Origin of the sequence: Geobacillus thermocatenulatus (assembly GCF_002217655.1) — a bacterium.
Classification (GTDB): domain Bacteria; phylum Bacillota; class Bacilli; order Bacillales; family Anoxybacillaceae; genus Geobacillus; species Geobacillus thermocatenulatus.
Genome location: NZ_NEWK01000001.1, coordinates 836,957 through 852,101, shown reverse-complemented (window position 1 = coordinate 852,101; position 15,145 = coordinate 836,957). Strand labels below are relative to the sequence as shown.

Sequence of the window (15,145 nt, the reverse complement as noted above, 5' to 3'; positions counted from 1 at the left end):
GGCGAGTGACGGCGGTGAGCAAGCTGAACACTCTGCCATCCCTCTTTTCGTCCCCCTTGACTCAACGGCTGATGCAACCCTAGAAGGCCGGTGATTTAGTGAAAAATCTCGGAAAATGGACTTTTTTCTCAAATAGAGAAGTTTTGCAAAATCAACGTTTCTCTGTCGGCCGAAAACAATGGGTTCGGCAAAATCAGTCGTTTTTCACCAGCCTCCTAGACAAGGAAACAAGATGGACAGATCATCTGATTCATTTTGGGAGGAATAGGAGATGAACCTCTCCCATCTAAATGATGATCAGACCGGATTAAAAATCACCGACGCGGCTTCCGTCTTTCATATTGGCGATCACTTTGAGCTTCATGTTTGGAATCGTGATCGACCCAGCCGACATGTAATGCGTGTTCAAGCTCGGTTTGTCAAGAGTCAAGCTCGGCGCGCTCAAGTCGATGACATTGAGCGGATTGTCGGTTTTATGCTCTTGCGTCTCCAAGCCGGCAAATGACGTGCTGTCCGCTTGAATGCCGGTGACGCGCAGCTTGAGATTTTGTCCGCTTACATTGCCGCCAGTGACGACGACGTCAATGCTTTTAATGCCGTAAGCGCCAAGCGCCGATTCGGTGTTGATGTTTTTCGTCAGCACCAAATTGGTGATGTTCGCCGACGCCAAATCGACGGCGGCCTGTCCCCAAGCCCCTCTTTGTTCAGTTTCACCGATGGCGGGATACAGTTTAAACCCGGTTCCGGTAATTTTATCAGCGCTGATCGTAAATCCCCCGACTCCTGAAAGCGGAAACGCCGCAAACGCCGTCCCCGACAGAAGAAGCATGGCAACCAAGGCGATGACGGCGAGGAACCCAGCTCCCCCCGCAATCGCAAATCGTTTTGGATTGACCGCAAACAAGCTCCCCATTTTTTCATGCCCCCTTTGTGTTCCTTCATCCGACAAGCTTTGATTCATCCCTATTCCCCCCAAAATAAATACCTTGCTTCCCTTGAAGGCAGCAGCGGATCTTGCCGTCATGCTGCACGCATCGCCGTACCCCTTGCACCTCCTTTCACGTTCAGCCAGCAGAATGTTTGCGAAAATACTTTTTAGATGCAGGCGGGCAGAGCCCGCCCGTTCGTTCATGACTCAGCAGCCGTTTTTTCAAGTTCCTCAACGACGTCAACGCGCTTCGTGCGGCTGATTTGCTTTTTGCGGAGGTTGAATTGTTTCACCACATAGCGATTCAACAAATCATAGTCGATCTCAAGCGCATACGTGCGGGCGAGCTGCTGCTGGCGCTTGCCGAGCTCGGTCAAGTAGTCGACGTAGCCGATGACGTGCGGCCATAATTCATCCATGTATCGGATAAACAGTTCGTAATACCGTTCATCTTCGTTGACGATCCGCTGGATCGTGTAGATGCCGAACTGGATGTGCCGCCCTTCGTCCATGTTCAAGTAATCGATTCCTTGCAACAGACCCGGAAACAGCCCGGCTTTTTTGTAAATTTGCCGGAACGTGTAATAGCCCGATTCGGCGAGCGTTCCTTCGACGATCATGTTGTAGACGGTGGCGGCGCGGATGACCGCTTCCGGGGAGTCGTCGGCATACAGCCGGTTCATCGCTTCCGGCAGCGCTTCGTAAAAGATGCGTTTGTAATGGTCGTTGTGAAAGACGGACAAATCCATCTGCCCGATGCCGACGGCTTGCTGCCAGCGGGAAAACATTTCGACATGTTTCGCTTCATCGTGCATAAACGTCGTCAAAAACAAGACATCCTCCAGCCGCCCTTGGCGCGCGAGGGCGTGGGCCATCGGCAAAATGTCAAGCGTCACCGCTTCTTCCCCGGCCGAGAAGCCGGCGACAAGCGGCAGCGCGGAAATTTTTTCTTCGCTCGTCAGGCTGGCAAAATCTTTCTGATCTTGGCTGAAGTCAATGTCGGCCGGGTTCCATTTCCCGTTTCGCTTCGCTTTTTCATACAACTTATACATCGGATGTTCCCAATCGATCGTGGCTTTCACCGTTTGAAAACTGTCATGATGAACCATCATATCCCCCTCCTTCTATCGTTCAGCTTTGATGGAATCGGTCTGTCTTTCACCGAATGCCCTTCGAAAGCAAGAACGTGTTCCCTCCACAAAAAAGCGCCTTCCCCAGCTGTTAAAACAACGTCATCGGCCGGTCATTGAGGTCGCAAATGACTGTTTTCGTCTCCAGATAGGCGTCGAGCGCCTGCATGCCAAGCTCTCTCCCGAGGCCGCTTTGCTTGTACCCGCCAAACGGCGCAGTCGGCGACAGCACTTGGTATGTGTTGATCCACACCGTTCCGCTTTTCACCCGCTGGGCGAGACGGAGCGCCCGCTTAATGTCGTTCGTCCACACCGCGGCCGCCAAACCGTACATCGTCCCGTTGGCGATGCGGACCGCTTCTTCCTCATCGTCAAACGGAATGACCGCCGCCACCGGGCCGAAAATTTCTTCACAGGCGATGCGCATTGATGGCGATACATCGGCAAACACAGTCGGTTCGATGAAATAGCCGCCCCCAAGCCCATCCAAAGCTCTTCCTCCCGCCGCAAGCCGCGCTCCTTCCTGCTTGCCGATCTCAATGTAGCGCAACACTTTCTCGTATTGCTCCTGGCTGATGACGGGGCCGAGGTCGCTGCGCGCGTTCGTCCCGGGGCCGACTTTCAGCTTTTTCGCCCGCTCAGCCAACCGCTCGACAAACGGTTCGTACACCGTGCGCTCCACTAAAATGCGGCTTCCCGCTTGACACACTTGCCCGGAGTTGTAGAACACGCCAAACAAGGCGCTTTTCGCCGCCTGTTCCAGATCGGCGTCGGCGAAGATGACGTTCGGCGACTTCCCGCCGAGCTCGAGCGTCACCCGTTTGATGTGCGGCGCGGCCGCTTGCAAAATGTGGCGGCCGGTTGCCGTCTCGCCGGTAAACGCAATTTTCGGCACGCCCGGATGACGGACGAGCGCTTTTCCCGCTTCGTCGAGCCCAGGCAGGACGTTGACGACCCCTTCCGGCACGCCGGCCTCATGGCAAAGCTCGGCGAGCTTCAGCGCGGTCAGCGGCGTTTCGGGCGCCGGTTTTACCACCATCGTGCAGCCGGCGGCAAGCGCCGGGGCGATTTTCCATGACGGCATCAAAAGCGGAAAATTCCACGGGGTGATGAGCCCCGCCACCCCGATCGGCTCTTTCACCGTCCAGGCCATGTAATCCGGCGCCCCTCCGGCGACGGCAAACGGCAGCACATCCCCGTGCGGCTTGACAACGAGCGACGCGAAAAAGTCGAAGCAGTCGGCGGCGAGCGGAATTTCGATAAACAGCGCTTGGTTGAGCGGCATGCCGTTTTCCCGCGTCATGAGCTGCGCCAGTTCATAGTGGTGCTGGCGGATCAGTTCGGCGATGCGCCGCAAGATGCGCCCGCGCTCAAGCGGCGGAACGGACAACCATCGTTGATCGTTAAACGCTTCTTGGGCGATAGCGACCGCTTTGTCGACATCCGCTTCCCCGGCGTTCGCGACGCAGGCCGTCACGTTTCCGGTCGCTGGATCGATGACGTCAAACACGGCGCCGTCTGCCGCCGGCTGCCATTCGCCGCCGATCCATAACATCGCTTCGGTGGTGGTGGAAGAAATCATCTTCCTCTCTCCTTTCTGACTGTTCCCCTTTCCCATCGCGGGAAAGCGGCGTTTTTCAGCCGCCGGACTTCGAACGGCTTCCCCCGCCCGGCGCTACCGCAGCAAATCATCGCGGCCGATTTCCTGCAAATAGTCGCGGTACGCCGGGTAAATGGCGTCAAGCTGCGGCAGCACTTTCAAGGCGTTCACAAGCGGCCCTTGCACTTTGATTTGCTGGCGGGCGAGCGCCTGCTGCAAATCGAGCTTCCCGAGCCAAAACTTATGCCCGACATCGGCCGTCTGCTCAAACACGAGCTCCGGCCGCAAGTCCGTTTCGCCGCAGACGATTTTCAACGCCCCGTTTTCCGCCGTCCACGTAATTTTCGCTTCCGGCTTATGAAAAATATATTGAACAAACGCGTCATAACCAGGCCCGAGCTCCGTCGAGGCGATCAGTTCTTTCGATTCTTCCGTTTCAGCCACCCGTTCAAAAAAGCGGCCGAGCACGTCGTATAATTCTTGTTCGTTTTGAAAGACAGGCATGGCAATCCCCCTTTTTCTTTGTTCTGATCAATCGTCAAACCGGATGATGCCACGGATGGTTTGCCCGCTTTTTAGGGCAGCGAATCCGTCGTTGATTTGCTCGAGCGAATAGACGGCGCTGATGAGCGGCTCAAGCTTCAGCTTGCCCGCCGCATACAAATCGAGCAGCTTCGGGTAATCAACCGGCGGATTGCCTTGACCGAGCCAGGAGCCGGTCAACATTTTCGATTGCGACGGCAAGGAAAACGCGTTGATCTCCACCGTCTCATGCGGGGCGGCAATGCCGACGATGACCGTCATTCCTCCTTTTCTCGTCATGTTGTACGCATCAGCCATCGTCTCTGGCCGGCCGATCGCCTCAAACGCGTAGTCGACGCCAAGCCCATCGGTCAAATCGAGCACGGCATCCACGGCATCGTCCTTTTCGACGTTGACGGTGTGCGTCGCCCCGAACGTTTTCGTCATCGCCAGCTTTTCCTCGATCATATCGACGGCAATGATTTGTTTTGCCCCAGCCAAGGCAGCGCCTTGAATGATGTTGAATCCGACACCGCCGGCGCCGATGACGGCGACCGTGCTGCCGGGGCGCACCTGGGCGGTGTGAATGGCGGCGCCAACGCCGGTGATGACGCTGCAGCCGATCAAGGCGGCAAGTTCAAACGGCACGTCGCGGCGAATCGGGATGGCCGCCTGCTCCGGAACGACGGTGTATTCACTGAATGCGCCGGCGGTTAAAAATTGGTGCACCGGCTTCCCTTGCCAAGAAAAGCGCGTCGTCCCGTCGGGCATGGTCCCTGATGACGTGAGCCTGGCTGCCTGCTCGCACAAATCCGGCCGCCCGATGCGGCAATAACGGCAACGGGAGCAGGCCGGCACCCAATTCAAGACGACGTGGTCGCCGCGTTTTACGCTCGTCACGCCTTCCCCCACTTCTTCGACGATGCCCGCCCCTTCATGGCCAAGCACGATCGGCAACGGCAGCGGGAGCGTTCCGTCGATGACGTGCCAATCGCTATGGCACAGGCCGGCCGCTTTCAATTTCACTTTCACTTCCCCGCGCTTCGGGGCCGCCACGTCCACTTCCTCGATGGAAAGCGGCCCCCCGTAGCGGTGCAATACTGCGGCTTTTGCCATGTTCGTTCCCCCCTTTTTTTGCGCCCGTTGTCCAAGGCGGATCTCACATAGGCAAGGGCCGCCTATGCCTAAGCGCCCCGTTGGTGCGGAGCTTTTCATGCGAAATGTATCTGCCCGGTTTACACCCTTTTGCGTGCAATGTCCGGTTCCTCGGCGGAAGCCGGGCGGGCGCCAAGCGCCTTCAAATAGGCATCCCATTCCTTTCTAAGCGCTGTTTTCAGCTTGAAAAACCCCATCACCAGCGGGCGCGTCGAATGATCTTGCAAAAACACATCGCGGATGACATCCTCAAATTCTTCCTTTTTCCCCGGCAGCCCATGGTCTTTCCCATACAGCAAATGTCGTTCGAGAAGCCTTCGAATCGTCGGGCTCCCCGGTCCGCCGCTTTGCCGGTAAAACGCTTCAATGCGTTTGGACATCGTCAGTTGCTCTTGTTCGTCGTGCATCGGCTCCCCTCCGCTTCTTGTTTATCCTTGCTCTCCTTGGCTGGGAAAGGCCGCACCCGGTTCTCGGAGTATCCTGCAGCGGGGGATGACATAGCGGAAACGCATGAATGCAGCACGAGCGGCATGAGGGCGCATCGAATCGAATGCCGCCGTCAGCGCTCGACGGAAGCCTTTCCCGTTAAAACCACGACCGCTGCTTCCGGGTGCGGAACAGCCGCCAGCAAAGGAACAAAATCAAAACGAACGAGACACCCAACCCGATGTTGGCGATCGTCGTTTTCTCCATGCCGAGAAACGTTCCGCCCGGAATGCTGGCGACAATCAACCCGGTGGCCATAATAACGGCAAACGCGATGAGGGAAAGCGCCAGCCGGTTGGCGATTTGATTGAGCGTGTTGCGCGTCACTGGGTCGGTCTGTACTTGCACGGTCATGCGCCATTTGTTTTCGGCCATGGTCTCGAGCACCTTGTTGAACCGGCGCGGGAAGGTGGCGATCATCTCCGCTGTTTCCGCGACAAGGCTCGCATTGGCGCGGAAATTAAAGCGCTTTCCAAGAATGCTCTTCAAAATCGGGATTTCGTACGCCTCGACGACTTCGCCGTACGAAATTTCCGGGCAAATCCAGCGCGCCGTTCCTTCGGTGGCGGAAAATCCTTTCGCCCAAAGCGCCAAGCCGTTTGGCACTTTGCAGTAGTTGCGAAGCCCGATCGCTGTCGCTTCGAGAACGAGGCGGCCGTAGTTGTAGCGGCTGCTTCCTTGGTGGGCGTTGACGTAATTGAGCGTCAGCGTCCGCAGCTCGTCTTTCAACTTGACGATATCGGTGTAAATAGTCGGCGACATGAGCTCCATGAACACCTCGGCGGCGTCTTCCGCCTGATTGAGCTGGATGTGCAAAATGACGCGCATTAAAATTTGCGCCATCACGCTGTCCATCCGCCCGGTCATCCCCCAGTCGATGATGACCGCCTTTTTCGTCCGTTTGTCGATCATAATGTTCGAGCCGTGGGCATCGGCGTGGTAATGACCGTCAAGCATTGTCTGCACGTAATGATGGACAAGATCGATCATGATGTTGACCCGCTCTTCGAAGGTGAGAAAGTCAACAGGGAAATCTTTGATGAGCCAGCCGTCGATGTACTCCATGATCAAGACGCTTTTCGTCGCGTCGTACACGTGCGGAACCGTGACATGTTCAGCCCTCCTCTCATACTTTTGCTTCATTTCTCGCATTTTTCTTGCTTCTTCCGTCATGTCGAGTTCATCCATGGCGCTGCTGTAATAATCTTGCACGAGTCCCCCGAGATCGAGGGCGGCCTGCAGCTCGGACGGCAGCCGCTTCTGCAGGCGGGCGGCCATTTTTTTGATAATGGCGATATCGGTTTGAAACAGCTTTTCGACCGTCGGGCGCACAACTTTGACCGCTACAACAGGCCCGTCTCTCAGTTTCGCTTTGTATACTTGTGCGAGAGACGCTGAACCGAGCGGCGTTTCGTCGATCCACTCAAACGTCTCAAGGCCGTCGGACAGCTCGTGCTCGAGAATGTATTGAATTTTGGCAAACTCGATCGGCGGCACGCGGTCGAGCAGCTTCTCAAGCTCGAGTGTCACCGGCTCCGGCAATAAATCTTGCCTAGTGACGAGCACTTGCCCGAGCTTGATGAACGTCGGGCCGAGCTCCTCAAACGCCAGGCGCAGCCGGCGGCCGACATGGCGCCAATAATCGTTGTTCCCCCTCTTTCCCCACAGCTTATGGGCGACAGCGTCGCCAAGCATCATGCCGAGTCCGTTTTTGACAAGCACCGCCATGATTTTCCGCCGCCGTTTTCCCGATGTAATGGCGGCCAGTTCCTCTTCAATGGCCGCGCCAATCGCCGCGAAATCGGGTTTCGGCTTTGCTTGGGCCGCTTCCAACGATGCGTGCACCCCGCTCCCCCCTTTCCGCTTACAACCGCTCGATGATGGTGGCGGTCGCCATGCCAAAGCCGATGCACATCACTTGCAATCCGTATTTCCCGTCCATGTCCTCAAGCTCATGAAGCAGCGTTGTCATCAGCCGGGCTCCGCTCGCACCGAGCGGATGGCCGAGGGCGATGGCCCCGCCGCGCGGGTTTACTTTCGCCATGTTCGGTTCGAGTTCCCGCTCCCACGCTTTGACGACGGAAGCGAACGCTTCATTGATTTCGATCACATCGATGTCATCCAAACGCAGCCCGGCTTTGTCGAGCACGCGGCGCGTCGCGGGAATGACGCCGGTCAACATCAAAATCGGATCTTCGCCGACGACCGTGCGGGCGACGATGCGGGCTCGAGGCCGCAAACCGAGCTGTCGGGCTTTTTCCGCCGACATGAGCAGCACGCCGGCCGCGCCGTCGCTCACTTGACTGGAGTTGCCGGCCGTGATGACGCCATCTTTCGGTTGGAACGACGGCGTGAGCGCCGCCAGCTTCTCAAGCGACGTGTCGCGCCGAATCCCCTCGTCGCGGGCAAAGACAACCGGCCCATTCTCTCCCGGCGCCTCGATCGGGGCGATCTCGCGCTCAAACAGCCCCCTGTCGGTCGCCGCGGCCGCTTTTTCATGGCTTTGCAAGGAAAACATGTCAAGCTCCTCGCGTGACAATCCCCATTTTTTCGCGATCATCTCCGCGGAAATTCCTTGCGGCACGATGTTGTACCGGCTCGTCAGCTGACGGCTGAACCGCCCCATGTCGCTTCCCATCGGCACGCGCGTCATGCTTTCAACCCCGGCGGCGATGGCAATGTCGATGTCGCCGGCCAAAATCGCCTGCGCGGCGTTATGGATCGCCTGCTGGCTCGAACCGCACATCCGGTTTAAGGAAAACGCCGGCACGCTGACCGGAAATCCGGCGGCGAGCACCGCCTGGCGGGCGATGTTGCCGCCTTGCTCTCCGGTCATCGTCACACAGCCCACAACAACATCTTCAACTAGATTGGCATCGATCCCGTTCCGGTCGACAAGCGCCCGCAGCACCGGAACAAGCAAATCGACCGGATGGACGTTGGCGAGCGCGCCTTTTTTCTTGCCGATCGCCGTGCGCACGGCGTCGACGATCACCACTTCCCTCATGCGGCCCCCTCCTGTTCTGCATCATAATGGAATGCGGCTTTCTCGCCCGTCTCTGAAGCAAGGCACGGCAGACGGACAGCTTCTTTAAAACGTAAACAGTTCGATGCCGCCGGACACATTCAACCCGATGCCTGTAATGTATTTCGCCTTATCCGAGCAAAGAAACACAATGGCGTTGGCCACATCTTCCGGCTCGCCCGGACGGCGGAACGCGGTGCGCTGGATCATGCGTTCATTCATTTTCGGGTTGCCCATGCGAAACGCTTCCGTGTTGATGATGCCCGGCACGATGGCGTTCACCGTAATGCCGTAGCGCGCCCCTTCGAGCGCCATGCTTTTCGTAAAGCTCAACACCGCCCCTTTCGTCGCCGAATAGCTCGCCTGCCCAAAGCCGCCGAGCGTCCCGGCGACGGACGACATGTTGATGATCCGCCCCCACCCTTGCTCTTTCATGTACGGCCACACCGCTTTCGTGCAGTTGTACGTGCCCGTCAAGTTCACCCGCAAATCGCGCTCCCAAAACTCGTCGTTTTGCTTTTCGATTTGCGACACGTGGTCAAGCGTGCCGGCGTTGTTGACCAAAATGTCGATCGAGCCGAACTCTTCTTTGACGCGGGCGAACACCTCCTTCACCTGCTCGCGATCGGTGACATCCATTTTAATGGCCATCGCCCGCCGCCCCATGGCGCGAATTTCGTCCGCCGTTTTTTCGGCATAGATGACTTTCGTGCTTTGCATGACTTGCGAAAGCGGCCCATACTTTTGCGCCGTCTGTTTGCTTTCGTCATCCGATTCAAGCAAAATATCAGTGATGACGACATCCGCCCCCGCTTCGGCAAGCGCCAAGGCATCCGCGCGCCCAAGCCCCCGCGAGGCGCCGGTGACGACCGCCACTTTCCCTTTCAACAACTCCGCCCATGACGACATCAAGATCCCTCCGTTTATCGCAAAAATTGCGGTTGTTTCTTTTGGAAAAATGCTGCCAGCCCAATCGCCGGCTCTCCTGTCTTAAACGTGGCCGCAAATGACGCCGCTTCGATGCCAAATCCATCCTCTGGAAGCCCCTCAGCCGCATAGATGGCCCGCTTGGCGAGCCCCATCGCCCGCACGGCTCCTTCGGACAGCTGCTCAGCAAACGCCGCCGCCTCTTCTTCCAACCGCTCCGGAGCTGTGACGCGATGAATAAGGCCGAATTGGAGCGCTTCTTGCGGGGTAAGCTGTCTGGCGAGAAAGATGAGCTCCGTCGCCTTCGCCCGGCCGATGAGGCGCGTCAGCCGCTGCGTGCCGCCCGCACCGGGAATGAGGCCGAGCGAGACTTCCGTCAAGCCGATTTTCCCTCCGCCCATGATGCGGAAATCGCACGCCAAGGCAAGCTCGCAGCCGCCGCCAAGCGCGTAGCCGTTGATGGCGGCAATGACCGGTTTCGGCATCGTCGCAAACCGGTCGAAACAGCGTTGCATGCGGGCGCTTTGTTCGGCGATGCCCGCTTCATTGCCGGCAAACTGGCTTCCCCGCTGAATCATATCCTTCAAATCGGCGCCAGCGAGAAACGTTTTCGGATGGGCCGATGCAATGACGATGACGCGCACCCCGCGGTCGGCTTCTAGTTCGTTAGATGCCTGTTCCAATTCTTCCATCAGCCTCTCGCTAATGGCATTGGCCGGCGGATGGTCGATGACAATCCACGCGACTCCTTTCGTCCGCCGTTCAAGGCGAAGCGTTTCGTAAGCCATCGGAATTCCCCCTTTCATTCGTTCCGGTTCACCGTCCGTCTGGAAAGTCGGTGAACAACCACGGTGTTTGCGCAGTTGACGCCTTCTATGGTGAGAAAAAAGCTGGTGTTCCACTTGCAAAAAGGGCGTTTGGGAATGACGGTTCTCTAGACGTGCACGCCGTATGGCGCATACAGCCGCCTCGCTGTGACAAGCCGCTGGATTTGCTGCGTGCCTTCGAAAATATCGAACACTTTGACATCGCGGTACAGCTTTTCGACTAAGTGCCCGTCAAGGCCGACTGGACCGAGCAGTTCCAGGCACGCGGCGCATACACGAAGGGCCATTTTCCCCGCCACCGCCTTGCAGATGGCTGCTTCCAGCGCATTCGGTTCGCCGATATCCGCTTTCCACGCCGCCTCCCACGTAAGCAGGCGCGCCGCCTCGATCTCTTGCTCCGCTTCGGCGAGCAACGCAGCCGCTTCGTAATACAGCCGCCCTTGTTTCGGATAGTCGCTCCGGACGATGTCAAGCGTATATTCGTACGCCGCGCGGGCGATGCCGACCGCCATGGCAGCGACGATGGGGCGGGTGCTGTCAAACGTTTTCATCGCCACTTGGAAACCGGACGGTCGATTGGCGTTTGCGCTGTACAACTCTTCGCCCCCAAGCAAGTTGTTATCCGGGACGAAACAGTCTTCGAACACCAGCTCCGCCGTTTCGTTGGCGCGCAGCCCCATTTTATGGACGGTGCGAGTCGCGACAAAGCCCGGCGTCCCTTTTTCGACGACAAACGCCCGATGCCCAGCGCGGCCAAGCGATGGATCCACGGTGGCGAACACCACGACCCATGAAGCGCGGGCACCGTTCGTGATGAAAATTTTTTGCCCGTTTAACAGATAACCGCCGTCGACTTTTCGGGCCGTCGTGCGGATGCCGGACGCGTCCGAACCGGCTTCTGGTTCCGTCAAGGCGTAAGCTCCCCAGCGCGGCTCGTCTTTTGTGAAAATGGACAAAAACCGCTGCTTTTGCTCAAGCGTGCCGCTTGACTGAATCGGCGGACCGCCCAAGCCTGGTCCGGGAAGAGACAGGGCGATGGCGGGGCAGCCCCACGCTAGCTCCTCGGCGGCGATGACGGCCACACGGTTGCCTTCGCGCTCTTTCTTTTCCTTTTTCTGATCGATTGACGATGAAGACCGCCCGCCGCCAAACGAGGACGTGTTGAGCTGAATGCCCATTTTGTTTACTTTCTTAAGCCACTCATCCGGCACGCGCCCGAGCCGGTCGGCCTCCAGCGCGATTGGCCTCACTTCATGTTTGGCGAACCAATGGACGAGTTCTTTGATTTGTTTTTGCTGCGGTGATAAAGCAAACGAAATCATCGCGCCACCCTCTCTTTCTGTCCACCCAGCAGCTGCTCGCCGCGGCGGATGAGCCAATCCGTTTCCCGGCCGTACAGCATCACTTGTGCCTCGGCGTCGCGCATCCATTTTTCAGCCGGGTATTCTTGCACGTACCCGTGCCCACCGAGCATTTGCACCGCTTGATCGGTGACATAGCGCAGCGAACGATGCGCGCGCGCCAGCGCCCGCAATGCCAATCCATCGGCCTGTTCCTCTCCGCTGTCGACCGCAGCGGCCGCTTGCCATGCAAGCCATTTCGCCCCGCGGCATTCAAACGCCATCTCAGCGATCGTAAAGGACACCCCTTGGAACTTGGCGATCTCTTGTCCGAACGCCTTTCTTCCGGCGGTGTATTCAATGGTGTAATCAAGCGCCGCCTCCATCAAGCCGACTTCCTTCGCCGCTTCGATGACTTGGTTTCGGGCGCGCACGCGGCTGAGCAATGCATCCGCTTCCGATCCACAGGCAACGAGCTGTTCCGGACCGGCGTACACTTCCGCAAACCGAAGGCGGGCGATGCCGGCAGCCAGCAGCCCAAGCCTGATGTCTCCTTCTTCGATCTCCCATACTCGCTCATCCAAAGCGAGCAACACCGTTTCCTCTTCTTCATCCCTAGCGGCGATGACCGCCCAGTCGGCTTTCGACGCCAAGCGGACTGGAGACGACACCCCGTCCACAATATATCCGCTGCCGCGCCGGCGCACGCGAATCGCTTCCTTCAGCGGTTCTTTTTGTTCCGCTTCGTCAATCCAGGCGACAGTCGGCCATCCGCCTTTTGCCATCTCCCGGTACCGGTGCCACACGCGGTGCTCGGGAGACAGACGAAAGAGGGAAGCCGCCTCCCCCGCTCCCGGAAGCCCTTGAATGACGCCTAAATCGCCATAGCTGAGCGCTTGCCAAATGATCGCTTGCGACAGAAGCGGCAGTTCCAAGCCTCCCCACGATTCTGGCAGCTCGAGTGCCGATAAACCAAGCTCATCCACCCGGTCGCTCAAATCAGCCGAAACGGTTCGGCGTTTCTCACACTCTCTCGCGGCTGGGCGGATTTTCTCGACGGCAAGGCTGCGGGCGACTTGAAAAAATGCCTGTTCTTCTTCAGTCGGTTGAAACGAAATCACTTTGTCCCTCTCCTTTTCCATTACGATTGGACAGCGGGAATGAACTCGCTCGCCCATTCACGCAGCTTCTTTTTGTCGATTTTGCCGATCATATTTTTCGGCAAGTAGCCGACCTTCTTCAAAAAGCGCGGGGTTTTGTATTTCGCCAACCGCTTTTGGCAAAACTCGATCAGTTCCACTTCCGTCACTTGCGCTCCGCGCCGGACGACGACATACGCGGCGATTTCTTCCCCCATTTTCGGCGAAGGGACGCCGACGACGCCGGCTTCCAGCACGTCCGGATGGGACATCAGCAGCTCCTCGATATCGCGCGGGTAAATGTTGAATCCGCCACGGATGATGACGTCTTTTTTCCGGTCAACGATAAACACATACCCGTCTTCATCGATGCGCGCCATGTCGCCGGTATACAGCCAGCCGTCGCGCAGCGCCTGACGGGTCTCCTCGTCTTTTCCATAGTAGCCTTGAAAAATGTTCGGACCGGACACAATCAGTTCTCCGACTTCGTTTGGCGGCAAGGGATTGCCGTGTTCATCGACGACCGCCACCCGCACCCCGGGAAGCGGCAAGCCGACCGACCCGAGCTTGATCGGTTTCGTCGGGTCGGTCGCCGTCACGATCGGAGCGGCTTCCGACAGCCCATATCCCTCCAAAATGAGACAGTTGAACTTGCGTTGAAACTGCTCAGCCAGTTCGGGCGGCAGCGCCGCAGAACCGGATATGCAAGCCACCAAGCTGGAAGTGTCATACCGATCGGCCTCGGCATAATGGCATAAAGCATGAAACATCGCCGGCACCATCGCCGTATGCGTCACCCGATGCCGCTCAATCGCTTCGAGCGCTTTTTTCGGCTCAAAATACGGCAGAAGGACGACTTTATCCCCCAAAAGGAGCGCCACGTTCATCATCGTAAAACCGAACGCATGGGAGATCGGCAATACCCCGAGGCCGACGCGTTCAAATTCGGTCGGCAGCCGCTTCGCCATTTCAGCGGCTGCTTCCGCATTCATGGATAAATTGCGGTGCGTCAATACGACCCCTTTCGGCCGGCCGGTTGTTCCCGACGTGTAAAGCAAGGCGGCAGGATCATTTTCGGCGACTTCCGAAGTCGGCAGGCTGGCGGGGGCTTGCTCCATTCTCGTTCGCAAAGAGCGAAGCGAATCCGGATCGTCCAGCGTAACGATCATCGGAGGCGCCGGCAAGCCATTGGCGGCCTCTTTCACTTTCGTCCACAGCATTTCCACTGTGAGCACCACTTTCGGCTTGCAATCTTGAAAAATGTAGTGGAGCTCCTGCGTCTGCAACAGCGGCAGCACCGGCACGATGATGGCCCCAGCCTTCAGAACGGCGCTGAAGGCGATGATCACTTCCGGGCTGTTCGGCATCGTGACGACGACGCGGTCGCCCCGCTTGACCCCAAGCTCTACCAGCGCATGAGCCAATTCGGACGAACGGGCGTCGCATTCGATGTTCGTATACTCTTTTCCTTGAAATACCAGCAGCGGATATGGTCCATATTCCTCTATGTTTCGTTTCCAAATGTCCGTCAAACGCATCGTCCGCTTCTCCCCTATCCGTTTGTCAGAGGACAGCCGATTTGTCGGCCACCCCCTTTTCCTCCACTAAGCTTGCTTGGCACTGTTGTAGGCGGCGAGCACTTCTTGAAGGCGAAGCGCCAGCCCCATATCTCCGTCGATGCGAAGCCTCCCGCTCATAAACGCCTCCGTTCCGTTCAATTCCCCTTCCGCCATTTTTTTAAAGTCTTCACTATCCATGCTTAGCGTGCAATCGGACGGCTCTTGTTCCCCTTCGACGACAAATCCTGCATCCGGCCGAAGCACGACTTGGTAGACGCCGGCTTCATCGCCGCTTAAATTGAACTGATACACGGCGACAATTCCTTCCGCTCGTGAAACGTCTTCTTTCAATTGTTGATCAATCATCTGAAACACTTCTTTCACACTGGGCATGTCAGTACCTCCTTAATATTTTGAACTATCAGAAATTTTCAGCCCCACTTTTACTATAAACCGCTTTCAATCCTTCATCTATCCCGATGATGCTCGGATTTTTCCAGTTCGTTT

At 57.5% G+C, this 15,145-nt stretch carries 14 protein-coding genes; all 14 read right to left on the bottom strand.

Annotation, left to right across the window (positions count from 1 at the left end; all coding sequences use genetic code 11):
* Nucleotides 1-307: 307 nt before the first annotated feature.
* The 14 genes from B9L19_RS04340 to B9L19_RS04275 all read right to left on the bottom strand — a co-directional run bounded on the left by B9L19_RS04340 (nucleotide 308) and on the right by B9L19_RS04275 (nucleotide 15,031).
* Nucleotides 308-913 carry a DUF6230 family protein gene (locus tag B9L19_RS04340; RefSeq protein ID WP_025949497.1) on the bottom strand — a complete coding sequence of 202 codons (606 nt, stop codon included), beginning with the start codon at nucleotides 911-913 and terminating at the stop codon, nucleotides 308-310.
* 215 nt (nucleotides 914-1,128) lie between these two features.
* The gene (locus B9L19_RS04335) at nucleotides 1,129-2,037 is read right to left on the bottom strand and encodes a R2-like ligand-binding oxidase (protein WP_025949498.1); all 909 of its coding nucleotides are present in this window, start codon (nucleotides 2,035-2,037) and stop codon (nucleotides 1,129-1,131) included.
* Between the two features lie 112 nt (nucleotides 2,038-2,149).
* On the bottom strand, nucleotides 2,150-3,640 hold the full coding sequence (locus B9L19_RS04330) for an aldehyde dehydrogenase family protein (RefSeq protein WP_025949499.1): 1,491 nt from the start codon (nucleotides 3,638-3,640) through the stop codon (nucleotides 2,150-2,152).
* 93 nt (nucleotides 3,641-3,733) lie between these two features.
* Nucleotides 3,734-4,162: a hypothetical protein gene (locus B9L19_RS04325; RefSeq protein WP_025949500.1), complete on the bottom strand. Its 429-nt coding sequence runs from the start codon at nucleotides 4,160-4,162 to the stop codon at nucleotides 3,734-3,736.
* A 27-nt stretch (nucleotides 4,163-4,189) separates the two neighbouring features.
* A complete protein-coding gene (locus B9L19_RS04320; protein ID WP_025949501.1) occupies nucleotides 4,190-5,296 on the bottom strand; it encodes a Zn-dependent alcohol dehydrogenase in 1,107 nt (368 codons plus the stop codon).
* Between the two features lie 119 nt (nucleotides 5,297-5,415).
* The gene (locus B9L19_RS04315) at nucleotides 5,416-5,742 is read right to left on the bottom strand and encodes a hypothetical protein (RefSeq protein WP_025949502.1); all 327 of its coding nucleotides are present in this window, start codon (nucleotides 5,740-5,742) and stop codon (nucleotides 5,416-5,418) included.
* Between the two features lie 178 nt (nucleotides 5,743-5,920).
* Nucleotides 5,921-7,666: an ABC1 kinase family protein gene (locus tag B9L19_RS04310; protein ID WP_047752653.1), complete on the bottom strand. Its 1,746-nt coding sequence runs from the start codon at nucleotides 7,664-7,666 to the stop codon at nucleotides 5,921-5,923.
* Nucleotides 7,667-7,685: 19 nt separating this feature from the next.
* Nucleotides 7,686-8,828 (bottom strand): thiolase family protein, encoded by a 1,143-nt coding sequence (locus B9L19_RS04305; protein WP_047752652.1) that lies wholly within the window; start codon nucleotides 8,826-8,828, stop codon nucleotides 7,686-7,688.
* Nucleotides 8,829-8,912: 84 nt separating this feature from the next.
* Entirely contained in the window at nucleotides 8,913-9,755 is an 843-nt protein-coding gene (locus B9L19_RS04300; protein WP_025949505.1) for an SDR family NAD(P)-dependent oxidoreductase, read from the bottom strand.
* A gap of 14 nt (nucleotides 9,756-9,769) precedes the next feature.
* Complete coding sequence (locus B9L19_RS04295; protein ID WP_047752651.1) at nucleotides 9,770-10,561, bottom strand: enoyl-CoA hydratase/isomerase family protein; 792 nt, start codon at nucleotides 10,559-10,561, stop codon at nucleotides 9,770-9,772.
* A 146-nt stretch (nucleotides 10,562-10,707) separates the two neighbouring features.
* Nucleotides 10,708-11,922 carry an acyl-CoA dehydrogenase family protein gene (locus B9L19_RS04290; protein WP_025949507.1) on the bottom strand — a complete coding sequence of 405 codons (1,215 nt, stop codon included), beginning with the start codon at nucleotides 11,920-11,922 and terminating at the stop codon, nucleotides 10,708-10,710.
* Nucleotides 11,919-13,061, bottom strand: a complete 1,143-nt coding sequence (locus tag B9L19_RS04285; RefSeq protein ID WP_025949508.1) for an acyl-CoA dehydrogenase family protein — start codon at nucleotides 13,059-13,061, stop codon at nucleotides 11,919-11,921. The genes B9L19_RS04290 and B9L19_RS04285 overlap by 4 nt, the downstream gene beginning before the upstream one ends.
* A gap of 20 nt (nucleotides 13,062-13,081) precedes the next feature.
* On the bottom strand, nucleotides 13,082-14,617 hold the full coding sequence (locus tag B9L19_RS04280) for a long-chain-fatty-acid--CoA ligase (RefSeq protein ID WP_025949509.1): 1,536 nt from the start codon (nucleotides 14,615-14,617) through the stop codon (nucleotides 13,082-13,084).
* Between the two features lie 66 nt (nucleotides 14,618-14,683).
* Nucleotides 14,684-15,031: an SCP2 sterol-binding domain-containing protein gene (locus tag B9L19_RS04275; RefSeq protein WP_025949510.1), complete on the bottom strand. Its 348-nt coding sequence runs from the start codon at nucleotides 15,029-15,031 to the stop codon at nucleotides 14,684-14,686.
* Nucleotides 15,032-15,145: the final 114 nt, after the last annotated feature.